This window comes from Microcella flavibacter (assembly GCF_012530535.1).
GTDB classification, from domain to species: domain Bacteria; phylum Actinomycetota; class Actinomycetes; order Actinomycetales; family Microbacteriaceae; genus Microcella; species Microcella flavibacter.
The window spans coordinates 2,068,297-2,092,493 of sequence record NZ_CP051299.1 but is presented as its reverse complement, the minus strand read 5'-3'; the positions used below and the strand labels follow the sequence as shown (position 1 = coordinate 2,092,493).

16 protein-coding genes and 3 rRNA genes are annotated in these 24,197 nt (G+C 69.8%); 16 read left to right on the top strand and 3 right to left on the bottom strand.

The genetic code is table 11. The features are described from left to right. Window positions 1–80: 80 nt before the first annotated feature. The 6 genes from manA (at window position 81) to HGB54_RS09940 (ending at window position 7,399) form a co-directional block, all read left to right on the top strand. Window positions 81–1,241 carry a mannose-6-phosphate isomerase, class I gene (manA, locus tag HGB54_RS09965; protein WP_168916287.1) on the top strand — a complete coding sequence of 387 codons (1,161 nt, stop codon included), beginning with the start codon at window positions 81–83 and terminating at the stop codon, window positions 1,239–1,241. Window positions 1,242–1,251: 10 nt separating this feature from the next. Further along, window positions 1,252–2,217, top strand: a complete 966-nt coding sequence (gene galE, locus HGB54_RS09960) for a UDP-glucose 4-epimerase GalE (RefSeq protein WP_168916286.1) — start codon at window positions 1,252–1,254, stop codon at window positions 2,215–2,217. 199 nt (window positions 2,218–2,416) lie between these two features. Then, a complete protein-coding gene (locus HGB54_RS09955) occupies window positions 2,417–2,734 on the top strand; it encodes a WhiB family transcriptional regulator (protein WP_168916285.1) in 318 nt (105 codons plus the stop codon). Between the two features lie 123 nt (window positions 2,735–2,857). Next, the gene (locus HGB54_RS09950) at window positions 2,858–5,704 is read left to right on the top strand and encodes a glycosyltransferase (RefSeq protein ID WP_168916284.1); all 2,847 of its coding nucleotides are present in this window, start codon (window positions 2,858–2,860) and stop codon (window positions 5,702–5,704) included. Next, complete coding sequence (locus tag HGB54_RS09945) at window positions 5,697–6,101, top strand: hypothetical protein (RefSeq protein ID WP_168916283.1); 405 nt, start codon at window positions 5,697–5,699, stop codon at window positions 6,099–6,101. Before HGB54_RS09950 ends, HGB54_RS09945 begins: the two co-directional genes overlap by 8 nt. A gap of 5 nt (window positions 6,102–6,106) precedes the next feature. After that, entirely contained in the window at window positions 6,107–7,399 is a 1,293-nt protein-coding gene (locus HGB54_RS09940; RefSeq protein WP_228546027.1) for a DUF5719 family protein, read from the top strand. 19 nt (window positions 7,400–7,418) lie between these two features. Here HGB54_RS09940 and HGB54_RS09935 read toward each other — a convergent pair whose 3' ends face one another. Continuing rightward, on the bottom strand, window positions 7,419–7,925 hold the full coding sequence (locus HGB54_RS09935; protein WP_228545783.1) for a metallopeptidase family protein: 507 nt from the start codon (window positions 7,923–7,925) through the stop codon (window positions 7,419–7,421). Between the two features lie 35 nt (window positions 7,926–7,960). On the opposite strand from HGB54_RS09935, the gene HGB54_RS09930 reads away from it, so the two are divergent. The 7 genes from HGB54_RS09930 (at window position 7,961) to rrf (ending at window position 18,684) form a co-directional block, all read left to right on the top strand. Continuing rightward, entirely contained in the window at window positions 7,961–8,164 is a 204-nt protein-coding gene (locus HGB54_RS09930) for a DUF3499 family protein (protein WP_168916281.1), read from the top strand. Continuing rightward, window positions 8,161–9,576, top strand: coding sequence for a phosphomannomutase/phosphoglucomutase (locus HGB54_RS09925; RefSeq protein ID WP_168916280.1), 1,416 nt, complete (start codon window positions 8,161–8,163; stop codon window positions 9,574–9,576). Before HGB54_RS09930 ends, HGB54_RS09925 begins: the two co-directional genes overlap by 4 nt. Window positions 9,577–9,657: 81 nt before the next feature. After that, a complete protein-coding gene (ahcY, locus tag HGB54_RS09920; protein ID WP_168916279.1) occupies window positions 9,658–11,157 on the top strand; it encodes an adenosylhomocysteinase in 1,500 nt (499 codons plus the stop codon). 65 nt (window positions 11,158–11,222) lie between these two features. Next, window positions 11,223–12,734, top strand: a complete 1,512-nt coding sequence (locus tag HGB54_RS09915; protein WP_168916278.1) for a sulfatase-like hydrolase/transferase — start codon at window positions 11,223–11,225, stop codon at window positions 12,732–12,734. Between the two features lie 543 nt (window positions 12,735–13,277). Beyond that, window positions 13,278–14,800 (top strand): 16S ribosomal RNA (locus HGB54_RS09910). 517 nt (window positions 14,801–15,317) lie between these two features. Further along, window positions 15,318–18,433, top strand: a 23S ribosomal RNA gene (locus tag HGB54_RS09905). Between the two features lie 134 nt (window positions 18,434–18,567). After that, window positions 18,568–18,684: ribosomal RNA gene (gene rrf, locus HGB54_RS09900) — 5S ribosomal RNA — on the top strand. The 16S, 23S and 5S rRNA genes sit together here, the layout of an rRNA operon. A gap of 219 nt (window positions 18,685–18,903) precedes the next feature. Here rrf and HGB54_RS09895 read toward each other — a convergent pair. Further along, window positions 18,904–19,764 (bottom strand): RDD family protein, encoded by an 861-nt coding sequence (locus HGB54_RS09895; protein ID WP_168916277.1) that lies wholly within the window; start codon window positions 19,762–19,764, stop codon window positions 18,904–18,906. Between the two features lie 16 nt (window positions 19,765–19,780). Between HGB54_RS09895 and HGB54_RS09890 the strand changes: the two genes are divergently transcribed. From HGB54_RS09890 to HGB54_RS09880, 3 genes are all read left to right on the top strand, one after another. After that, on the top strand, window positions 19,781–20,776 hold the full coding sequence (locus HGB54_RS09890; RefSeq protein ID WP_168916276.1) for a stage II sporulation protein M: 996 nt from the start codon (window positions 19,781–19,783) through the stop codon (window positions 20,774–20,776). An 87-nt stretch (window positions 20,777–20,863) separates the two neighbouring features. After that, a complete protein-coding gene (locus HGB54_RS09885) occupies window positions 20,864–21,307 on the top strand; it encodes a Fur family transcriptional regulator (protein ID WP_168916275.1) in 444 nt (147 codons plus the stop codon). Continuing rightward, entirely contained in the window at window positions 21,265–22,797 is a 1,533-nt protein-coding gene (locus HGB54_RS09880; RefSeq protein WP_407663478.1) for a catalase, read from the top strand. The genes HGB54_RS09885 and HGB54_RS09880 overlap by 43 nt, the downstream gene beginning before the upstream one ends. An 84-nt stretch (window positions 22,798–22,881) precedes the next feature. Here the strand turns inward: HGB54_RS09880 and HGB54_RS09875 are convergent, their stop codons facing one another. Further along, the gene (locus HGB54_RS09875; protein WP_168916273.1) at window positions 22,882–24,195 is read right to left on the bottom strand and encodes a DUF58 domain-containing protein; all 1,314 of its coding nucleotides are present in this window, start codon (window positions 24,193–24,195) and stop codon (window positions 22,882–22,884) included. Between the last annotated feature and the right edge of the window lie 2 nt (window positions 24,196–24,197).

Here is a 24,197-nt window from a genome sequence, read left to right as displayed (position 1 = left end):
GCCCGTGCCCGCGCGCCCCCCGTTCGGGTCAATGCGCGTTGCTAGCGTGGGCCGTATTCGCATATCGAAAGGCCGCTCCCGTGTTCCTGCGCATCGACAACGCCCCGCGCCAGTACGCCTGGGGCTCCGCGACGGCGATCGCCGATCTGCTCGGCACCGTGCCGAGCGGTCGTCCCGCGGCCGAGCTCTGGTTCGGGGCGCACCCGGGATCGCCGGCGCGCATCGTCGAGGGCGCCCCCGAGGCCGACCTCGCGGCGTGGGCCGCATCGCACCGTCCCGAGGGGCGTCTGCCGTTCCTGCTCAAGGTGCTCGCGGCGGCTGAGCCGCTCTCGCTGCAGGCCCACCCGACCCTGGCGCAGGCGGCCGAGGGCTTCGCGCGCGAGCAGGCGCAAGGCATCCCGATCGATGCTGCCCACCGCAACTACAAGGACCCCTTCCACAAGCCCGAGCTGCTGGTCGCGGTGAGCGACCCGTTCCGCGCCCTCGCGGGCTTCCGCCCGGTATCCGAGGCGCGGGCCGAGCTCGCGGCGATGGACGACCCCCGACTCGCGCCGCTGGTCGAGCGCCTGAGCAGCGATGGCGACCTCGGCGCGGCCTTCACCTGGCTGATCGGCCGCGAGCACGGCGTCGACGGCGCGGTCGCGGCGATCGCCGAGCACGCGCAACGGGTCGCCGAAGAGACGACCGCGAGCGAGGGGATGCGCACCGCCGCGATCCTCGCCCGCCGTTACCCGGGCGACCCCGGCATCGCCATCTCCCTCCTGATGCACACGGTGCTGCTGGCGCCGGGGGAGGCGCTCTACCTGCCCGCCGGCAATCTGCACGCCTACGTCGAGGGGCTCGGCATCGAGCTCATGGCGGCGAGCGACAACGTGCTGCGCGGCGGCCTCACCCCGAAGCACGTCGACGTGCCTGAGCTCATGCGCGTGCTCGACGCCCGGCCGTTGCCGGTGCCGCTCCTGCCGGCCGAACGGCCCGCGCCGGGCATCCGCGTCTACCGCCCCGACGTCCCTGACTTCGCGCTCACCGTCCTCGACGACGCGGCGCTCACCGAGGGCGCGACGGTCGCGAGCGACGGCGACGCGATCGTGCTCTGCACGGCGGGATCGGTGCAGCTCGAGGGCGGCCCGCTGCTGCGGCGGGGCGAGGCAGCGTACACCGACGAGGCCTCGATCGGGATGCGCGGCCAGGGCCTCGTCTGGGTGGCGACGGGCTCCGCTCCCGCCCCCGCCGACCGCTAGCGTTGACCCCATGACCTGGCTGGTGACCGGCGGCGCCGGATACATCGGCGCGCACGTGGTGCGCGCCCTCCTCGACGAGGGGCTGCAGCCCGTCGTCATCGACGACCTCTCGAGCGGCCACCGCCGCTTCGTGCCCGAGGGCGTGCCGCTCGTCACCGCGAGCGTCCTCGACGGGGGTGCGGTCGAGGCCGCCCTCCGCGACCACGGCGTCACGGGCGTCATCCACCTCGCCGGCTTCAAGTACGCCGGCGTGAGCGTCGAGCGGCCCCTGCACACCTACCAGCAGAACGTCACGGGCATGGCGACGCTGCTCGCCGCGATGGCCGACACCGGCGTCGAGCAGATGGTCTTCTCCTCGTCGGCCGCCGTGTTCGGCGCGGTGGACGTCGACCTCGTCACCGAGGACGTGCCGAAGAACCCGACCTCGCCCTACGGCGAGTCGAAGCTCATCGGCGAGTGGCTGCTGCGCGATCAGGCCGTGGCGACGGGGCTGCGCCACACGAGCCTGCGTTACTTCAACGTCGTCGGATCGGGGTCGCGCGAGGTCGTCGACACGAGCCCGCACAACCTCTTCCCGCTCGTGTTCGACGCCCTGCTGGAGGGCCGCGCCCCGCGCATCAACGGCACCGACTACCCGACGCCCGACGGCACCTGCGTGCGCGACTACATCCACGTCGCCGACCTCGCCGCGGCCCACGTCGCGGCCGCGCGCCGGCTCGAGGCGGGGCAGCCGCTCGAGCCCGCGTACAACCTGGGCAGCGGCGACGGCGTCTCGGTGCGGCAGATCATGGATGCCGTGGCGCGGGTCACCGGCATCGGGTTCGAGCCCGAGCTCTCCGAGCGCCGCCCGGGGGATCCGCCGCGCATCGTGGCATCGGGCGACCTCGCCGCCCGTGATCTCGACTGGGCCATGCGCCACTCGCTGGACGACATGGTGCGCAGCGCGTGGGACGCGCGGCGGGCATCCACCGACTGATCGCATCGATGCGCGCCCCCGAACGGGGACTGGCGCGACGGCCGGCCGCTGAGGTGCCGTGATAACGGTTTTCGCGGCGAGTCGCAACTCTGAATAGCGTGTCGAGCCTTTTATGGTTCGCGACTTGACGGGAGGGAATGACACCGGTGTAATTAGGGCATTCTCCGGCGGCCGGGCCGGGGGTACGAGGGGAGACACCATGAGCGAGTACCGGAACGACGTCCCCGAGAATTGGTTCGTCGATCCCGTCCGCCTCGGTGTTCCGGGCGTGCGCCGCGTGCGCGAGGCCGTCGAGGAGGACGCCCTCGCCTGGCAGGCCGACGCCCTCTGCGCGCAGACCGACCCCGAGGCCTTCTTCCCCGAGAAGGGCGGCTCGACCCGCGACGCGAAGACCATCTGCACGACTTGCGAGGTGCGCGGCGAGTGCCTCGAGTACGCGCTGCAGAACGACGAGCGCTTCGGCATCTGGGGCGGACTGAGCGAGCGCGAGCGCCGCAAGCTGCGCCGCCGCGCCTGATCCTCCCCTCGCGCGCCGCCGCCGCGCCGACCGCGGCTGACCTTCCCTCAGTCTGCCGCGACCCGCGCGTGTCTGCCTCGCGGCGTCCGGCCGCGGCCTAGGGTCGTTCAGGTGCAGCCCCGTGTGACAGCAGTGCTCGTCGCCCGCCGCGGCGGCGCGACGCTCGAGCAGACCCTGCTCGGGCTCGCCGAGCAGAGCCGCCCGCCCGAGCGGCTGCTCATCGTCGATGCGACCGACGACGAGGCGGCGACGCGGGCGCTCGCCGCCGCGCGGCCGACGATGTTCGTCAACGCGGCGCACGGCGCCAGCTTCGGCGACGACGTCGCCCGCGCCGTGAGCGCGCTGCCCGAGCCCGAGACGACCTCCTCGCCCTACGGCAGCGTCGAGGAGTGGCTGTGGCTGCTGCGCCACGACACCGCCCCCGATCCCCGTGCGCTCGAGCGCCTGCTCGGCGCCGTCGAGGTCGCGCCCTCGGTCGCCGTGGCCGGGCCGAAGCAGATGGATGCCGCCTCGCCCACGATGATCGACGAGTTCGGCGAGACGATGACCCGCATCGGGGCCGCCGCGGCGCTCGCCGAGCGCGAGCTCGACCAGGGCCAGCACGACCGCACGAGCGACGTGCTCGCGATCGGCGAGGCGGGCATGCTCGTGCGCCGCTCCGTCTTCACCGACGTGGGCGGCTTCGACCCGGCCCTGCCCAGCGTGGATGCCGCACTCGACCTCTGCGTGCGCATCCGGCTCGCGGGGCACCGGGTCATCGGCGTGCCGCTCGCCCGCGTCTTCGTCGCGGAGGGCACGGCCGAGTTCGCCCGCGCGCACGTGCCGCGCCGGATCGTGCACCGGTGGCGCCGCGCCGCCCAGCTGCACCGCCGCCTGGTCTACGCGCCCGCGGCCGCGGTGCCCTTCCACTGGCTCAGCCTCCTGCCGCTGGCCGTGCTGCGCTCTTTCGCCCACCTGCTCGCGAAGCAGCCGACGCGGCCGCCGGGCGAGCTCGCCGCCGCCCTCATCGTCGCCTTCTCGGGCGCGCGGGTCCCGGCCGCGCGCCGTCGCCTCGCCCGGGCCCGCGCCGCCGGGGTCACCTGGGACGCGCTCGCGCCGCTGCGCATGGCGCCCCCGGAGGTGCGCCGGCGCAGGGCGATCGCCCGCGACGCCCGCGTGGGCCGGGCGGAGGACGTCGCCCCGCCGCGCCCCGACTTCCTGCCCGGGGGCGCCCTCGTCACGGTGCTGCTCGCCCTCGTCTCCGCGGTGGTCTTCTCGCCGCTGCTCGGGGCCGGCGCGCTGCTCGGCGGCGCCGCGGCCCCGCTCGCCCCCGACCTGGGCGCGCTGTGGACGGGGATGATGGCGACGGGGGATGCTCCGGCCGACCCCTTCGCGTTCGTCCTCGCCCTGCTCGGCGTGCTGACCCCCTGGCAGCCCTCCTTCGCCCTGGGCGTGCTCTGGGTCGCCGCGATGCCGCTCGCCGGGCTCGGAGCGTGGTGGCTCGCCGCCGGTCTCGTGCGCCGGCGGGGCCCCGCCGCCGCGGCCGCGCTGCTCTGGGGCGTCGCGCCGGCGCTGCTCGTGCCGCTCATCGCCGGGCGGCCCGCGGCCGTCGTCGCGCTCGTCGCGCTGCCCTGGCTGCTCGCCGCCGCGCACCGCGCGCCGCGCTCGTGGAGCGCGACCGCGGCCGCGGGTCTGCTCACGGTCGTGGTGAGCGCCTCCGCACCCTCGCTCGTGCCGGCCCTCGTCGTCGCGCTGCTCGCCTGGATGGCGATCAACCCGCGTCGTGCCGGCCGACTGCTGACCCTCGTCGTGCCCGTCGCCGCCGTGGCCGCGCCGCTCGTGGTCGCGCAGCTCTGGCGGGGATCCCCGCTCGCGCTGCTCGCCGACCCCGGCATCGTCGCGGCTCCGGGCGAGCCCGCGCCGACCGGCCTGCTGCTCGGCTGGCCCGACCTCGCGCTCGCGATCGGGCCGCTGCAGGGCATCCTGCCGGAGGACGCCCCGCCGCTGCTCATCGCGGTCGTGCTCGGCGCGCTGCTCGCTCCGCTGCCGCTGCTCGCGCTGCTCGGTCTGGCCCTGCCCCGCGGCGGCCGCGCCGCCCTGCCGCTCGGGATGGGCGCGCTCGGCCTGGTCAGCGCCGTGCTCGCCTCGGGCGTCTCGCTCACTACCGCCGAGGGGCGCCCCGTCGGGCTCGACGTCGCGCCCGCGCTCGGGCTCTACTGGCTGGGGCTGCTCATCGGGGTCGCGGTCGCGCTCGACGGCCTGCGCCGCGCCGGCGCCGTGCCCGGGCTCATCGCCGTCATCGCCGCCGTCGCCGCGGTCGCCCCGCTGCTCGCGGCGCCGCTCACCGGGCTCGCCGTCGTGCGGGCCGCGGAGGCGCGCACGCTCCCGGCCATCGTCGCCGCCTCCGCCCTCGACGACCCGCGGCAGGCGACGCTCGTGCTGACCCCGGCGGGCGACGGCATCGGCGCGCGCCTCGAGCTCGGCGCCGGGCGCTCGATGGTGGATGCGCGGACGTTCCGCAGCACCGGCCCCGCAGGCGAGGGCGCGCAGGCCGTCGCGGAGCTCGCCGCCAACCTCGCCGCCGCGAGCGGCCGGGACGCCGCCGCCGCGCTCGCCGAGCTCGACGTGCGCTTCGTGCTGCTCGCCCCCGAACTGGTCCCGCTCCAGGACGAGGAGGGCGCCGCCCTCCCGACCACCGCCCTCGCCGACCCGGCCGCGATCTCCGCCGCTCTCGACGCGACCGACGCGCTCGTCCCCGTCGGCGACACGGATGCGGGGCGCCTGTGGCGCGTCACCGCGACCGATGACGACCGCACGCCCGCGCCGGGCATCCCGGCCACCGCGCCCGCGGTGCTCCTCGGCCAGCTCGGGATCCTCGCGCTCACGCTGCTCGTTGCCATCCCCACCGGTCGGCGACCGCGACGCGCCCGCAGCGACGAGGGCAGCATCGACGACCCGGCGACGACCTTCGCGGAGGACGACGATGAGTGATGAGCAGCGCCCCGGCGAGCGGCCGGAGGACGAGGAGCGGAAGACCGCGGATAGTCTTTCCGCCTCGCCCGCCGTTCCCGCGACGTCGGACGACCGCGCGACCGCGACGCCCGCTGAGCCGGCCCCTGCTGATCCGGGGCCCGCCGAGCCGACGCCCACGCCGGCGGATCTCGACACTCTGGCCGACCGCGCAGCAGCGGCCGACCCCGCCGCTCCCGACCCCGCCGCTCCCGACCCCGCCGCCGCTGCCGCCCGTCCCCGCAAGCCCTCGCGCACCCCGCGGGCAGCGCGGCCCCGGTCTGCGCGCCCCGACGCCCGGCGCATGCTCGCGCTCGGCGGCCGCCTCGGCGTCGCGCTGCTCGCCGCGGCCGTGCGGTGGCGCTCGCGGCGGGCGTGATCCTCATGCCCGGGCCGAGCATCCAGGCCGCGGCGCCCGCGATCGACGTCGTCCCCGACCGCGGCGATCAGCTGCTCGTCTGCCCGGGCCCGGTGCTCGGGCTGAGCGCCGGCGCGGAGGCCCAGGTCGCCGCGGTGGCGAACCCGGAGCGCCTCGCCTCGGGCACCGGGCTGGTCGAGGGGGGCATCCCGATCAGCGACGCCCTCGAGGGCGGGGCCGCGACGATCACGCTGCCCGTCGGCGCGCCCGACACCCGCGTCGCCGCGGTGGAGCGCACGGAGCCCGCCACCGACGACGTGCGCGGCCTCGCCGCGGGGGAGTGCGCGGCCCCGCAGCCCACGAGCTGGCTGGTCGGCGGCGACACCACGACCGGGCGCACGACCTGGATCGTGCTGAGCAACCCCGGCGCCGTCGCCGCGACCGTCGCCCTCGACGTGTACGGCACCGCCGGCCTGGTCGACGCTCCCGGCACGCGCGGCATCGTCGTCGCGCCGGGCAGCCAGCGCGTCATCCCGCTCGCCGGGCTCGCCCCCGGTGAGCTCTCGCCCGTCGTCGGCGTGACGAGCAGGGGCGGCTCGGTGACCGCGACGCTGCAGCAGACGATCGTGCGGGGCCTCGACCCCGCGGGCGCGACCATCGTCACCGGCTCGCCCGCGCCGGCGCTGCGGCAGGTGATCCCGGCCTTCCCGGTGATCGACCTCGCGGCGGTCGCCGAGGTCGCGGCCGACGATGGATCCCTCGACTACGCGCCGACCCTCCGTATGCTCGTTCCCGGCGAGGAGGACGCCGAGGTCGCGGTGCGCATCATCCCGGCGGGCGGCGGCGATGAGGTGCTCGTGCGCGCCGAGGTCGAGGCCGGCCGGGTGCTCGACGTCTCGCTGAGCGAGCGTGTCACCGACGGCGAGTACGCGCTCGCGATCGAGTCCGACGTGCCGGTCGTCGCGGGGGCCCGCATCGGCGCGCTCGCGTCCGCGGGCCTCGACGTCGCGTGGGTCTCCGCGGCTCCGGTGCTCGACGTCGACGACGGCGAGGTCATCGCCGCCGTCGCCCCCGGCTCGGGCGCCCTGCTCCACCTCGTCGCGGGCGGCAGCGCCGTCACCGTCGCCGTCGACGGCCGCGAGCTCGAGATCCCCGCCCAGGGCGCCGTGACGCTGCCCGTCGCCGGCAGCAGCGCCCCGAGGATCACGACGACGGGCGAGGTGCACGCCGCCGTCAGCTATCGGGGGGATGCCGGGCTCGACGTCTCCCGCGTGCTCCCGCCGGCCGGCTCGCCCCGCCCGCTCACGATCTACCCCTGAGGCCGGGCCGCGCGGCTCGTCACCAGTGCCGGAATCGGTCGGGCGCGAGATCCCAAGGATCCTTGCCGATGAGCTCCCCGACCGCCCGGAACACGCAGGACTCGATCATGAGCCGCCGATGCCAGTCGTCGTCGCGGTGCAGCCGGCTCATCCGCTCGATCGGGATGCGGTACAGCACGACGAGCGAGTGCTCGGGCAGCACCCGCCAGCGCGCGACGCCCCGCACCCCGATCGGCTGGTCGGGCATCGGCAGCACCTCGATGCGCAGGGTGGCCAGCTCATCGGGCCACAGATCCTGCAGGTAGTCGGCCGAGGAGCGCACGGTCGTCTCGAAGAGGTCGCGGCGGGTGTGCACGGGCGGCAGGTGCGCGCCCGTGACGAGGGAGCGGCCACCGCGGCCGTGGCGGGCGCGAGCGCGGGCGCTCGGCGGCGCAGGGGGCGCGGCGGCGCCCCGCGCGGTCGCGCCGGAGCCCTGACCGCCGCCGTCCCGGCGCGAGGAGCGCGAGCGGCGCGACGGGAACGGCATGCCCCCAGGGTAGTGCCGCCGTATGCTGAGCGGCGATGAGCGCCAGGGGATGCAGCAGGGTCGCGTGCGGCGATGCCGCGGTGAGCACGCTCACCTACGTCTACGCCGACTCGATGGCCGTGCTCGGACCGCTGAGCGGGCGCCCCGAGCCGCACGGCTACGACCTGTGCGAGCGCCACGCGCAGAGCCTCTCGGCCCCGCAGGGCTGGCAGGTCGTCCGCTACTCTTCGACCCTGTGACCACCGCACCCGATCTCAGCGCGTTCATCAAGGCCTACGACGTGCGAGGCCTCGTCGGCTCGCAGCTCACCGAGGAGGTCGTCGAGGCGCTCGGCGCCGGCTTCGTCGACGAGATCGGGGCCGCGGGCGCCGAGGTCGTCGTCGGCCACGACATGCGCGACTCCTCGCCCCGCTTCGTGGCGGCCTTCGCGCGCGGCGCCCAGGCGCGCGGGGCGCACGTCGTGAACCTCGGCCTGTGCTCGACCGACGAGTCCTACTTCGCCTCCGGCCGGTACGACGCCCCGGCGGCGATGTTCACGGCCAGCCACAACCCCGCCACCTACAACGGCATCAAGTTCTCGCGCGCGGGCGCGCAGGGCATCAGCATCGGCACGGGCCTCGCGGGCATCCGCGACCGCGCCTCCGCGTACCTCGCCGAGGGCGCTGTCCCCGCCGTCGCCGAGCCGGGCGGCTACTCCGAGCGCGACGTGCTCGCCGACTACGCCGCCTACCTGCGCGAGCTCGTCGACCTCTCGGGCGTGCGCCCGCTGCGCGTGGTCGTCGACGCGGGCAACGGCATGGGCGGGATGACCGTCCCCGCCGTGCTCGGAACGGCGGCGGGCCTCCCGGCCCTCCCGCTCGAGATCATCCCGCTCTACTTCGAGCTCGACGGCACCTTCCCGAACCACGAGGCGAACCCGCTCGAGCCCGAGAACCTGCGCGACCTGCAGGCCGCGGTGCTCGAGCACGGGGCCGACCTCGGGCTCGCCTTCGACGGCGACGCCGACCGCTGCTTCGTCATCGACGAGCGGGGGGAGCCGGTCACCCCGAGCGCGGTCGCCGCCATCGTCGCGCTGCGCGAGATCACCCGCGTGCGGGCCGCCGGCGAGCAGGGCGACATCCACGTCATCCACAACCTCATCACGTCGCGCATCGTCGCCGAGACGATCGAGCAGGCGGGCGCGATCCCGGTGCGCACGAACGTCGGCCACTCGCTCATCAAGGACAGGATGCGCGAGACCGGCGCCATCTTCGGCGGCGAGCACTCCGCCCACTACTACTTCCGCGACTTCTGGGGGGCCGACAACGGGATGCTCGCCGCGATGCACCTCATCGCGCAGTTCGGCGAGTTCGAGGGCCCGCTCTCGGCGCTGGCGGCGCAGTTCACGCCGTACACGGCGAGCGGCGAGATCAACTCGACCGTGACCGACGTGCCGGCCGCGTACACCCGCATCGTCGAGGCCTTCGCGGGTCGCGGCGAGTTCGACGAGCTCGACGGCCTCACCGTCTCGGGCGCCGCCGGCGACGGCTTCTGGTGGTTCAACGTGCGCCCCTCCAACACCGAGCCCCTGCTGCGGCTCAACGCGGAGGCGGCGACCGCGAGCACGATGCAGGTGCTGCGCGACGAGGTGCTCGCGCTCATCCGAGCCTGAGCGGAGCATCCTGCCTGAGCGCGGCATCCGCACCCGCCCCGCACAGCCCGCCCTCGGGCGCGGGCCTGCGAGAATGAGCGCATGGCCATCGACACCGGCGCGCCCGCGCAGCACACCACCCTCACCGCCGACGTGCGGGGCGGCATCGACTACAAGGTGCGCGACCTGCACCTCGCCGAGGCGGGGCGGCATCAGCTGCGCCTCGCCGAGCACGAGATGCCGGGCCTCATGGCCCTGCGCGAGGAGTTCGGCCCGCACCAGCCGCTGAGGGGCGCGCGCATCGCGGGCTCGCTGCACATGACCGTGCAGACGGCCGTTCTCATCGAGACCCTCGTCGCGCTCGGCGCCGAGGTGCGCTGGGCGAGCTGCAACATCTTCTCGACGCAGGACGAGGCGGCGGCCGCGGTCGTCGTCGGCCCGACCGGCACCCCCGAGAATCCCGAGGGAACCCCCGTCTTCGCCTGGAAGGGCGAGACGCTCGAGGAGTACTGGTGGGCCACCCAGCAGATCTTCGACTGGTCGGCCGGCGGCCACGACGGCCCCACGCTCATCCTCGACGACGGCGGCGACGCCACGATGCTCGTGCACAAGGGCACCGAGTTCGAGGCGGCGGGCACGGTGCCGCCGAACGCCGAGAGCGACAGCGCCGAGTACCGGGTGGTGCTGGATGCCCTGCGCGCGTCGCTCGCCGCCGACCCCCAGCGCTGGACGCGCGCCGGCCGCGGCATCCTCGGCGTCACGGAGGAGACGACCACGGGCGTCCACCGCCTCTACGAGCTGCACCGCGCGGGCGGTCTGCTCTTCCCCGCGATCAACGTCAACGACTCGGTGACGAAGTCGAAGTTCGACAACAAGTACGGCATCCGCCACTCGCTGCCCGACGGCCTCAACCGCGCCACCGATGTGCTCATGGGCGGCAAGACCGTCTTCGTCTGCGGCTACGGTGATGTGGGCAAGGGCTCGGCGGACGCCCTCCGCGGCCAGGGCGCGCGGGTGATCGTCTCCGAGGTCGATCCGATCACGGCGCTGCAGGCGGCGATGGACGGCTTCCAGGTCGGGCGCCTCGACGACCACCTCGACCAGATCGACATCCTCGTGACCGCGACCGGCAACGAGAGCGTCGTCACGGTCGAGCAGCTGCAGGGCCTCAAGCACCTCGCGATCGTGGCCAACGTCGGCCACTTCGACAACGAGATCGACATGGCGGGCCTCGAGTCGCTGCCCGGCGCCGAGCGCATCGAGATCAAGCCGCAGGTGCACGAGTGGCGCCTGCCCACCGGCCGCAGCATCCTCGTGCTCAGCGAGGGCCGCCTCATGAACCTCGGCAACGCGACCGGCCACCCCTCCTTCGTGATGAGCGCCTCCTTCACCAACCAGGTGCTCGCGCAGATGGAGCTGCACACGCGGCTCGACCATTACCCGCTCGGCGTGCACGTGCTGCCGAAGCTGCTCGACGAGAAGGTCGCGCGCCTGCACCTCGACGCGCTGGGCGCCCGCCTGACCGAGCTGACCCCGCGGCAGGCCGCCTACATCGGCGTCGACCCGCAGGGGCCGTACAAGGTCGACCACTACCGCTACTGATGGTCGTGGGCGCAGCGCGGCGGCAGGCCGATCCGATCGGTCGCCGCCGCGGCGCTGGCGCGCCGGTGGTCCTGTCCGCCATCGCGGCCGTGGCGGGCCTCGTGATGCTGGCCTCCTCGGCCTGGATCGCCGCGGTGTTCGGCTCGATCAGCACGCAGCAGCTGCTCGACGTCGTCGAGGGGCGCACGCAGCTCGATGGCGGCGGGCCCGGGCTGCTGGTCTCGTTCCTGCTCGTCTGCCTGCTCGCGCCCGTGCTCGCCGTCGCGGCGATCGCGGGCGTGGCGACCGCTGCGCGACGGGATGCCCGCCGCGAGCATCCCCCCACCGCAGCATCTCGGCCGTGGTGGCGGCCGCTGCTCGCCCCGGTGGCCGGCGGCCTCGTGCTGCTGCTCGGCGCGGGCCTGCTGCTCGACCGCGTGCAGCTCTGGCCGTACCTCGAGGCCGCCCGCTACGACGGCTCCGTCGCCGGGTACTACGTGGCCGGGCAGACGCTGCCGCCACCCGCGGAACGTGCGTCGACGAACCTGATCATGATCTACCTCGAGTCCTTCGAGCAGGCCTACGAGAGCCCCGCGATCATGGGGGAGGACCTGCTCGCCCCGCTCACCGAAGCGACCGACGACTGGATGCGGTGGGAGACCCTCGAGCAGCAGCCGGGCACGGGCTGGACGATCGCCGGCATCGTGGGCAGCCAGTGCGGCATCCCGCTCAAGAACGAGGCCCTCGACAGCGGCAGCGTCGACAAGAACGCGCTCGGCGAGGCGGAGGAGCGCTTCCTCCCCGGAGCGGTCTGCCTCGGCGACGTGCTCGAGCAGCACGGCTACCGCAGCGTCTTCCTCGGCGGGGCCGATGCGGGCTTCGCGGGCAAGGGCAAGTTCCTGCAGCAGCACGGCTACGACGAGGTGCTCGACCGCCCCGACTGGGTGCAGCGCGGCGAGACGGACTTCAACGCCTGGGGGCTCTCCGACCACCGGCTGCTCGCGAACGCCCGGCTCGAGCTCGACGAGCTGCGCGCGCAGGATCGCCCCTACAACCTGACGCTCCTCACGGTCGACAGTCACGAGCCCGGGCTGGTGGGCCCGGCGTGCGAGCAGGGCGACGACGGTCCGGTGCGGGCGTCGGTCCGGTGCACGGCCGACGAGGTCGGGGCGTTCCTCACCGAGATCGAGCGCGACGGCGTGCTCGACGACACCGCGGTCGTCGTGATGGGTGATCACCTGGCGATGGTCGGCGCGACGAGCGAGCTGGCCGGTGAGCTGCGGGATGCTCCGCGCGGGGTCTTCCACCGCATGACCACGCCGCTCGACGTCGAGCCGCAGCCCGGGAGCATCGACCACTTCAGCATCCTGCCGACGACCCTGGAGCTGCTGGGGGTCGAGGTCCCCGGCGGGCGCCTCGGCCTGGGCCGCTCCGCGGTCGTCCCGGAGGAGGGTCGCCCGCCCGCGCCGGTCGACGACTCGCCCTCGCTCGACGCGCTGGCGCCCGACCAGCGCCGGCTGGTGCTCGAGGCCCCGTCGACGCAGTTCTACGCCCGGCTCTGGAACCCCGAGACCGCCGCGGCGGAGGCGCCTCGATGACCCTCGTGCCTCGACCGCCCCGCCGGCTCGGGATGCGCGGGATTCCACGCGACACGCCGTCGCGCGCGCTCGATTGGCGGAGGGGCCCGATCCCGCGTAATGTCTCTTCCTGTTGCCCCAAGCGGGCGGGAGAGAGCCAGGCCGAGTGCCTCGGAGCATCCCGGGCCCCAAGCGGAAACACCATCCCCTCCGAATCGCGAGCCCTCACCGGCGAGCGTGTGGAGGATGAGGCATCCCACCTCCGATCGAGCTGCGAAGCTCGGACGGATGCGGATCCGAAAAGGAAGTGCCCTGTTGCCGAGACCGCGAGGTCGAGGGTCAGGTGCGTCCGATCCTTGAGAACTCAACAGCGTGCACTAAGTCAATGCCAAATTATCCTCGTCGGTCGAGCTTTTGCTCGGTCGGGAGAGATTCCTTTGGATTGAAACAAGAATGTCAGTAGATATTCGAACTTCAGTCAGAACAAACTCGTCCTGCTGGTCCTTCGGGTCTGGTGGGGCACTAGATGTGCCGGCTGCCTTTGGGTGGTTTGGCTATCAAACATTTACGGAGAGTTTGATCCTGGCTCAGGACGAACGCTGGCGGCGTGCTTAACACATGCAAGTCGAACGATGAAGCTGGAGCTTGCTCTGGTGGATTAGTGGCGAACGGGTGAGTAACACGTGAGTAACCTGCCCTTGACTCTGGGATAAGCGTTGGAAACGACGTCTAATACCGGATACGAGCTTCAGCCGCATGGCTAGGAGTTGGAAAGAATTTCGGTCAAGGATGGACTCGCGGCCTATCAGCTAGTTGGTGAGGTAATGGCTCACCAAGGCGACGACGGGTAGCCGGCCTGAGAGGGTGACCGGCCACACTGGGACTGAGACACGGCCCAGACTCCTACGGGAGGCAGCAGTGGGGAATATTGCACAATGGGCGCAAGCCTGATGCAGCAACGCCGCGTGAGGGACGACGGCCTTCGGGTTGTAAACCTCTTTTAGCAGGGAAGAAGCGAAAGTGACGGTACCTGCAGAAAAAGCACCGGCTAACTACGTGCCAGCAGCCGCGGTAATACGTAGGGTGCAAGCGTTGTCCGGAATTATTGGGCGTAAAGAGCTCGTAGGCGGTTTGTCGCGTCTGCTGTGAAAACGCGAGGCTCAACCTCGCGCCTGCAGTGGGTACGGGCAGACTAGAGTGCGGTAGGGGAGATTGGAATTCCTGGTGTAGCGGTGGAATGCGCAGATATCAGGAGGAACACCGATGGCGAAGGCAGATCTCTGGGCCGTAACTGACGCTGAGGAGCGAAAGCGTGGGGAGCGAACAGGATTAGATACCCTGGTAGTCCACGCCGTAAACGTTGGGAACTAGATGTAGGGACCATTCCACGGTTTCTGTGTCGCAGCTAACGCATTAAGTTCCCCGCCTGGGGAGTACGGTCGCAAGACTAAAACTCAAAGGAATTGACGGGGGCCCGCACAAGCGGCGGAGCATGCGGATTAATTCGATGCAACGCGAAGAACCTTACCAAGGCTTGACATATACGAGAACGGGCCAGAAATGGTCAACTCTTTGGACACTCGTAAACAGGTGGTGCATGGTTGTCGTCAGCTCGTGTCGTGAGATGTTGGGTTAAGTCCCGCAACGAGCGCAACCCTCGTCCTATGTTGCCAGCACGTAATGGTGGGAACTCATGGGAGACTGCCGGGGTCAACTCGGAGGAAGGTGGGGATGACGTCAAATCATCATGCCCCTTATGTCTTGGGCTTCACGCATGCTACAATGGCCGGTACAAAGGGCTGCAATACCGCAAGGTGGAGCGAATCCCAAAAAGCCGGTCTCAGTTCGGATTGAGGTCTGCAACTCGACCTCATGAAGTTGGAGTCGCTAGTAATCGTGGATCAGCAACGCCACGGTGAATACGTTCCCGGGCCTTGTACACACCGCCCGTCAAGTCATGAAAGTCGGTAACACCCGAAGCCAGTGGCCCAACCGCAAGGAGGGAGCTGTCGAAGGTGGGATCGGTGATTAGGACTAAGTCGTAACAAGGTAGCCGTACCGGAAGGTGCGGCTGGATCACCTCCTTTCTAAGGAGCATCTACCCCCCTCTTGCCGCCATCAGGCGGTGGTGGGGTGGGGTCAGAAGCCAGATCTGAGACGCATGTTCTCAGCTGGTAGCTCATGGGTGGAACATTGACTTTGGGTGCGGGTGAGCGTCGGCGCTCTAGTACTCCTCTTCTCTTGCAGAGGGGGATGGAAGAAGAGCCGGCGGGAGCCTGCACCGTGCACGCTGTTGGGTCCTGAGGGACCGGGCCTCGTACAGCTCTCCACAGGGAGGGGGTGCGGGTATCGATTCCTCGGACCGTGGTCTGGCCGACTAGAAAGCACGCAGCTTCTGTAACAGGGGGCTGCGTCGTCGGGCAGGGGCGGTACCGACCGTATGTTGAGAACTACACAGTGGACGCGAGCATCTTAGAACTGAAGGTCGTCAAGACTTTCGGATCTATAGATCAAACATCTCGAAAGAGATATAGATCATTGGTCGCAGCAGACGCGCATGCCGCAAGGTGTGAGTGGACGCTGCCGATCGATTCAAACTCATGTAGTCAAGTTTCTAAGAGCAAACGGTGGATGCCTTGGCATCTGGAGCCGAAGAAGGACGTAGCAATCTGCGATAAGCCTCGGTTAGCTGATAAGCAAGCATTTGATCCGAGGATTTCCGAATGGGGAAACCCCGTCAGGCACTTCGTGTGACCTGATGACTCCCGCCTGAATATATAGGGCGGGTAGAGGGAACGTGGGGAAGTGAAACATCTCAGTACCCACAGGAAGAGAAAACAACAGTGATTCCGTCAGTAGTGGCGAGCGAACGCGGAAGAGGCTAAACCGATCATGTGTGATAGCCGGCAGGCGTTGCATGGTCGGGGTTGCGGGACTTTCCTGTAGATCTGCCGATCTATGAGGGTTACAGCGCGATATAGACGAATGGTCTTGAAAGGCCAGTCACAGAGGGTGCCAACCCCGTAGTCGAAATGTCGTAATGGCCCGGAGAGTATCCCAAGTAGCACGGGGCCCGAGAAATCCCGTGTGAATCTGTCAGGACCACCTGATAAGCCTAAATACTCCCAGATGACCGATAGCGGACAAGTACCGTGAGGGAAAGGTGAAAAGTACCCCGGGAGGGGAGTGAAATAGTACCTGAAACCGTTTGCTTACAAACCGTCGGAGCAGCCCTAGTAGCTGTGACGGCGTGCCTTTTGAAGAATGAGCCTGCGAGTTAGTGATATGTGGCGAGGTTAACCCGTGAGGGGCAGCCGTAGCGAAAGCGAGTCTGAATAGGGCGATTCAGTCGCATGTCCTAGACCCGAAGCGAAGTGATCTATCCATGGCCAGGTTGAAGCGACGGTAAGACGTCGTGGAGGACCGAACCCACTTAGGTTGAAAACTGAGGGGATGAGCTGTGGATAGGGGTGAAAGGCCAATCAAACTTCGTGATAGCTGGTTCTCTCCGAAATGCATTTAGGTGCAGCGTTGCGTGTTTCTTGCCGGAGGTAGAGCTACTGGATGGCCGATGGGCCCCAAAAGGTTACTGACGTCAGCCAAACTCCGAATGCCGGTAAGTGAGAGCGCAGCAGTGAGACGGTGGGGGATAAGCTTCATCGTCGAGAGGGAAACAACCCAGACTACCGACTAAGGTCCCTAAGCGTGTGCTAAGTGGGAAAGGATGTGGAGTTGCATAGACAACCAGGAGGTTGGCTTAGAAGCAGCCACCCTTGAAAGAGTGCGTAATAGCTCACTGGTCAAGTGATTCCGCGCCGACAATGTAACGGGGCTCAAGCACACCACCGAAGTCGTAGGATTCGCATTGTAGGTAGGCCTTCGTGGTCCAGCCGTGCGGATCGGTAGGAGAGCGTCGTGTGGCCAGTGAAGCGGCGGTGTAAACCAGCCGTGGAGGCCACACGAGTGAGAATGCAGGCATGAGTAGCGAAAGACGGGTGAGAAACCCGTCCTCCGAATGACCAAGGGTTCCAGGGCCAGGCTAATCCGCCCTGGGTAAGTCGGGACCTAAGGCGAGGCCGACAGGCGTAGTCGATGGACAACGGGTTGATATTCCCGTACTGACGAAGAACCGCCCAAGTCAATCCAGTAATGCTAAGTGTCCGAATCCCTCTGATGGATCCCTTCGGGGTGAAGCGTTGGGGCTAGCACACGACCCTATGCTGGTGCGGCTAGCGTATTAACAGGTGTGACGCAGGAAGGTAGCTGAGCCGGGCGATGGTAGTCCCGGTGTAAGGATGTAGGGCGAGAGATAGGCAAATCCGTCTCTCATACAGCCTGAGATCCGATGCGTACCCCTCACGGGGGAAATCAGTGATCCATGCTGCCGAGAAAAGCATCGACGCGAGGTTCTAGTCACCCGTACCCCAAACCGACTCAGGTGGTCAGGTAGAGAATACCAAGGAGATCGAGAGAATCGTGGTTAAGGAACTCGGCAAAATGCCCCCGTAACTTCGGGAGAAGGGGGGCCGGATTCGTGAAGGGATTTACTCCTGGAGCGTTGAAGGCCGCAGAGACCAGTGGGAAGCGACTGTTTACTAAAAACACAGGTCCGTGCCAAGTCGCAAGACGATGTATACGGACTGACGCCTGCCCGGTGCTGGAAGGTTAAGAGGAGCGGTTAGCGTAAGCGAAGCTGCGAATTTAAGCCCCAGTAAACGGCGGTGGTAACTATAACCATCCTAAGGTAGCGAAATTCCTTGTCGGGTAAGTTCCGACCTGCACGAATGGCGTAACGACTTCCCAGCTGTCTCAACCGCGAACTCGGCGAAATTGCACTACGAGTAAAGATGCTCGTTACGCGCAGCAGGACGGAAAGACCCCGTGACCTTTACTACAGTTTGGTATTGGTGTTCGGTGTGGCTTGTGTAGGATAGGTGGGAGACTGTGAAGCTGGCACGCTAGTGTCGGTGGAGTCGTTGTTGAAATACCACTCTGGTCACTCTGGATGTCTAACTTAGAACCGTAATCCGGTTCAGGGACAGTGCCTGATGGGTAGTTTAACTGGGGCGGTTGCCTCCCAAAAAGTAACGGAGGCGCCCAAAGGTTCCCTCAACCTGGTTGGCAATCAGGTGTCGAGTGTAAGTGCACAAGGGAGCTTGACTGTGAGACTGACAGGTCGAGCAGGGACGAAAGTCGGGACTAGTGATCCGGCAGTGGCTTGTGGAAGCGCTGTCGCTCAACGGATAAAAGGTACCTCGGGGATAACAGGCTGATCTTGCCCAAGAGTCCATATCGACGGCATGGTTTGGCACCTCGATGTCGGCTCGTCGCATCCTGGGGCTGGAGTAGGTCCCAAGGGTTGGGCTGTTCGCCCATTAAAGCGGTACGCGAGCTGGGTTTAGAACGTCGTGAGACAGTTCGGTCCCTATCCGCTGCGCGCGCAGGAAGTTTGAGAGGATCTGACCCTAGTACGAGAGGACCGGGTTGGACGAACCTCTGGTGTGTCAGTTGTTCCGCCAGGAGCACCGCTGATTAGCTACGTTCGGGATGGATAACCGCTGAAAGCATCTAAGCGGGAAGCCGGCCTCGAGATGAGACTTCCATACCCTTTTAGGGTGAGAGGCTCCCAGCCAGACGACTGGGTTGATAGGCGGGATGTGGAAGTGGGGACTCAAGACCCATGGAGCTGACCCGTACTAATAAGCCGATAACTTGACAACAACCTCCCCACCTCGTGTGGGGGAATGAGTTTGCTGCTCGCGTCCACTTTGTGGTTCTCGATTTACGGTCGAGAACTGCGCACACAACACTTCAGTGTTGCTCGTTGCGCTCTTGATTGAGAAATCAATAGTGTTTCGGCGGCCATAGCGAAGGGGAAACGCCCGGTCACATTCCGAACCCGGAAGCTAAGACCTTCTGCGCCGATGGTACTGCGAGGGGGACCTCGTGGGAGAGTAGGACACCGCCGGACTTCATTTCGTGTGATGGCCACCCAGGAATGGGTGGCCATCACTCGTTAACGCACGTTCCGCACGATTCATGAGGCCGTCCCGGTGGGGCGGCCTTTCGTCGTCTCCGGGCACGAGGGTGGCGGCGCGGCTTCCCGTCGACGCCGTGGGCGGCGGACGAGCGGCGGCGGTGCGGCGGGCAGACTAGGGGGAGCGGGGTGCCCGGCGGGCGGGAGACCCGCTCAGCCGCGCTCGGGGAACCCGTGCGGCCGCGCGGCGAGCGTGGGCTGCAGCTGCTCGAGGCGAGCCCGCTCCAGCTCGAGGGCGCGCGACTCGCGCTCCCGCCGCAGCACGGCGACGCCGGCGAGCAGCAGCTCGGGCGCGACGGCGGGCACCGGCGAGACGTAGGGAAGGCTGTCGGAGGCCAGCTGCTGCGCGAGCCGCTCCCGAGTCGCGGGCGTGTGGCCGGAGGCCTGCGCGAGGAACTGCGCGATGCGACGGGCCAGCGGATCGGGCAGACGCGCGACGTCGGCGGTGGCCGCCCACTCGGTGAGCTCGACGGGCATCCCGAATCGGGCATCCATCGGGGCCGGCACGCGCTCGTACTGGCTGTAGGTGCCGGCGAGCAGATCGCCGAGGCGCTTCGCGCGGGGGTTGAGCATCGCGACGACGACGGCGAGCCCGCCGAAGGTCAGCACGATCTCGAACAGCCCGACGGATGAGCGGATGAAGGCGTGCCGGAAGGAGATCGCGCCGCCGTCATCCCGCACGATGCGGTCGCCGAGCGCGAGACGGCCGAGCGAGCGGCCCTGCGTCGCGGTCTCGACCACCGCGGGCACGATGACGAGGCCGAGGATGGCGGTGACGATCGCGACCGCGGCGAAGAGGTTCTCGGGCAGGCTCACCGCCTCGGCGAGCGTGATGAGCAGCCATGCCAGCAGCAACGTGCCGCCGACGTAGACGAGCGTGTCGATGAGCGCCCCGGCACCGCGCAGCACGACGTTCGTCGCGCGCAGGTCGAGCGCTACCGCCTCGCCGGTGAGCAGCTCACGATCGGCGTCGTGCTCGCTGAGGGACGGGGCGGGGCTTCCCGGCGTGGACATGACAGTATCTAAACAGATGGATCTCGACGCCTACTCCCCCGCACACGCCGCCGAATGGGAGCGGCTGCAGGCCCTTGCCCGCCAGCGCCGGTTCGACGGCCGGGAGGCCGACGAGCTCATCGAGCACTACCAGGCCGGGGCGACCCAGCTCTCGGCGATCACGACGGCCGCCGGCGCCGTCCCCGCCTCCGAGCGCCTGTCGCTGCACCTGTCGCGCGCACGACTGCGGTTCACCGGTGCGGGCGCCGAGCCGCTCGCCCAGCTGAGCCGCTACGCGACCCGCGAGGTGCCCGCCGCGCTCCACCGCATCCGCTACCTAACGCTCGCGGTCGCCGCGGTCTTCGCGATCATCGCCACGGCCACGGCGGTCTGGATCGGGACGACGCCCGGGCTCATCGCCTCGCTCGGCGACTACGAGATGCTGCGCCAGTACGCCGAGCAGGAGTTCGTGAACTACTACTCAGAATCGCCCGAGGCCGCCTTCGCCGGCCAGGTGTGGGTGAACAACGCGTTCATCGCCGCGCAGTGCGTCGCCTTCGGCATCGTCGGCTTCTGGGTGCCGGTCGTCGTCGTCCAGAACGCGCAGGCCGTCGGCCAGAGCGCCGCGATCATGGCCGAGTTCGGCCGGCTCGACGTCTTCTTCCTCAACATCCTCCCGCACGGTCAGCTCGAGCTGTACAGCATCTTCGTCGCGGCTGCCGCGGGCCTCATGATCTTCTGGGCGTGGGTCGCGCCGGGCGCGCGCACCCGCCTGCAGGCCCTCGCCGAGGACGGCCGGGCGCTCTTCGCCGTCATCGGCGGCCTCGTGGTCGGCCTCGGCGTGAGCGGTCTCGTCGAGGGATTCGTGACGCGGCAGGACTGGCCCGACGTGATCCGCATCGGCATCGGCACTCTCGCGCTCGCCTGGTTCGTGTGGGTGCAGTGGATCGTCGGCGGCCGGGCCCGCCGCGAGGGCGAGAACGGCGACATGGACCCGCTGAGCAGAGGCGCCCGCGTCGTCGTCGGCGACTGACGCCCGCGCATCGTTCGGGGTGAGGGATGCTCTCCGCGATTCGTTCGTTTTTTTGACTGGTTCACGATAAGCCGATAGGGTCGGCTCATGCCCTCCGACCTCGAGCCCCTGCTGCGCGGCGCCGGCCTGCGGATCACCGCCGGGCGCCTCGCCGTGCTCGAGGTGCTCGAGGCCATGCCGCACAGCGATGCGGAGAGCATCCACCGGGCCCTCGACGCCGCCGGCCACCGCCTCACCCTGCAGGCCGTGCACAACGTGCTCGGCGATCTCACGCAGGGCGGGCTGCTGCGCCGGATCGAGCCGGCCCGCTCCGCGGCGCGCTACGAGCGGCGCATCGGCGACAACCACCATCACGCGGTGTGCACCGCGTGCGGTGCCGTCGCCGACATCGACTGCGTCGTCGGGCACTCGCCGTGCCTGACGCCGTCCGACTCCGGCGGATTCGAGATCCAGACCGCCGAAGTCACCTTCTGGGGCCTGTGCCCCGGATGCCGTGCCCACCGCAATACCGAAGGAGCACCTCCCGCGTGACGAATCACACGACCACCACCAGCGGAGCCCCGGTCGCCAGCGACCAGCACTCGCAGACCGTCGGCACCGACGGCTCGATCGTGCTGACCGACCACTACCTGGTCGAGAAGCTCGCCCAGTTCAACCGCGAGCGCGTTCCGGAGCGCGTCGTGCACGCCAAGGGCGGCGGCGCCTTCGGCACCTTCGAGACCACGCACGACGTGTCGCAGTACACCCGTGCGGCGCTGTTCCAGCCCGGCACCACCACCGAGACGCTGCTGCGCTTCAGCTCGGTCGCCGGCGAGCAGGGCAGCCCCGACACCTGGCGCGACCCCCGCGGCTTCGCGCTGAAGTTCTACACCTCAGAGGGCAACTACGACCTCGTCGGCAACAACACCCCCGTCTTCTTCATCAAGGACGGCATCAAGTTCCCCGACTTCATCCGCTCGCAGAAGCGCCTTCCGGGCTCGGGCCTGCGCGACCACAACATGCAGTGGGACTTCTGGACGCACCAGCCCGAGAGCGCCCACCAGGTGACCTGGCTGATGGGCGACCGCGGCGTGCCGACGTCGTGGCGCCACATGGACGGCTTCGGCTCGCACACCTACCAGTGGATCAACGCCGCGGGCGAGCGCTTCTGGGTGAAGTACCACTTCCGCACCAACCAGGGCCACGAGACCCTGACGCAGAGCCAAGCCGACCAGATCGCCGGCGAGGACGCTGACTTCCACCGCCGCGACCTGTTCGAGGCGATCGAGAAGGGCGACTACCCCACCTGGGGTCTCTCGGTGCAGGTCATGCCCTACGAGGAGGCGAAGACGTACCGCTTCAACCCCTTCGACCTCACGAAGGTATGGCCGAAGAGCGACTACCCGCTCATCCCGGTCGGCCGCCTGACGCTCGACCGCAACCCGGAGAACTTCTTCGCGCAGATCGAGCAGGCCGCGTTCGCACCGTCGAACTTCGTCCCCGGCATCGCGGCGAGCCCCGACCGCATGCTGCAGGCGCGCATCTTCAGCTACGCGGATGCCCACCGCTACCGCGTCGGCACGAACCACAACCAGCTGCCGGTGAACGCCCCGAAGAACGAGGCGAACCACTACTCGAAGGAGGGCGCGATGAATTACACCTTCCCGCCCGCCTCGCAGCCGGTGTACGCCCCGAACTCGTTCGGCGGACCCCACGCCGACGAGGCCGCCCACGGCCCCGACCGCGGCTGGGAGCAGGACGGCGAGCTCGTGCGCACCGCCGTCACCCTGCACGCCGAGGACGACGACTTCGTGCAGCCCCGCACGCTCGTGAACGAGGTCATGGACGACGCGCAGCGCGAGCGGCTCGTCGGCAACATCGTCGGGCACGTCTCGGGCGTCACCATCCCCGAGCTGCGCGAGCGGGTCATCCAGTACTGGAAGAACATCGACGAGACCCTCGGCGCGCGCGTCGAGGCGGGCCTTCCGCCCATCGCCGAACCGCAATCGACGCTCGTGCCGCCGCCCACCGCGGCGAAGTAGCGCCCTCCGCACCGCCGATACGGGCCGTCCTCCTCCGGGAGGGCGGCCCGTTCGCGTGCGGCGCGCGGCCCGACGGCCCCGGCGCTACAGCCGCCCGGCCGCCTTGTACGCGAGGTAGCGGTCGGCGACGGCGGGCGGCAGCTCGAGCGGGGGAGCGCTGACGACGTCGCCGCCGAGACGGCGCACGGCGGCGGCGACGCGCTGAGCATCCAGCAGGGCGCGCTCGGCCGAGGCGGCGCGGTAGACGGATGCTCGATCACCGCGCTCGGCGGCCGCCTCGGCCAGCGCGGGGTCGGTGACGGAGGCGATGAGCACGAGGTGCTTCCGCGTCAGCTGGGGCAGCATCGCCAGCAGCGAGCGGGTCGCGCCGGGCGACTCGAGCGGGGTGGCGATGACGACGAGCGAGCGCTGCGACGACATCGAGCGCACGAGGGCGGGCACGGCGCTCCAGTCGGTCTCGAGCAGCTCGGGGTCGATGGGCGCCATCGCGTCGGTGAGCTTCGCGAGCAGGTCGGCGCCGCGAGCGCCCTGCACGCGCGCGCGCACGCGCCGGTCGAAGACGGCGGCGTCGACGCGGTCGCCGGCGCGGTCGGCGAGGGCCGCGAGCAGCAGGGTCGACTCGAAGGCGGTGTCGATGCGGGTCTCATCGGCGATACGCGCGGCGGCCGTGCGGCCGGAGTCGACGATGACGACGACGCGGCGATCGCGCTCGGGCCGCCAGGTGCGCACCATGAGCGCGGCGGCGCTGCCGGGGCCGGCCGTGCGGCGAGCGGTCGCCCGCCAGTCGATCGAGCGCACGTCGTCGCCGCGCACGTACTCGCGCAGCGAGTCGAACTCGGTGCCCTGGCCGCGCACCATGAGCGCGGTGCGGCCGTCGAGCTCGCGCAGCCGGGCGAGCCGCGAGGGCAGGTGCCGGCGCGAGGCGAACTCCGGCAGCACGCGGATGACGCCCGGCGCGCGCATGCTCGCCTGGCGCGCGGCGAGCCGCAGCGGCCCGATCGACCGGATGGTGACGAGGGCGGTGCGGCGCTCGCCCCGACGCCAGGGCGTGAGCGTCATCCGCAGCGCCCGGCGCTCGCCGGGGGGCACGCGCAGAGGCTGACGGGTGGGGGATGCCCCGGCCGAGGGCTCCCAGGCGTCGCGCACCACGCCCCGCAGCATCCGCCGCCCCGTATTGGTGACGAGCAGCGTCGCCGGCGCCGAGTCGGTGAGCCGGACCCGCTCGGCCGTCTCGCGCTCGAGCGCGACCCTGCGCGGCGAGGCCGCGAGCGCGAGGTCGAGCGCGGCGAGCAGCAGGCAGAACCCGACCCAGCCGAGGTACGCCCATCCGTTCGCGAGCAGCACGATCGGCACGGCGCCGAGGGCGACGAGCGCGACGAACCACCCGGTGACGGCCATGG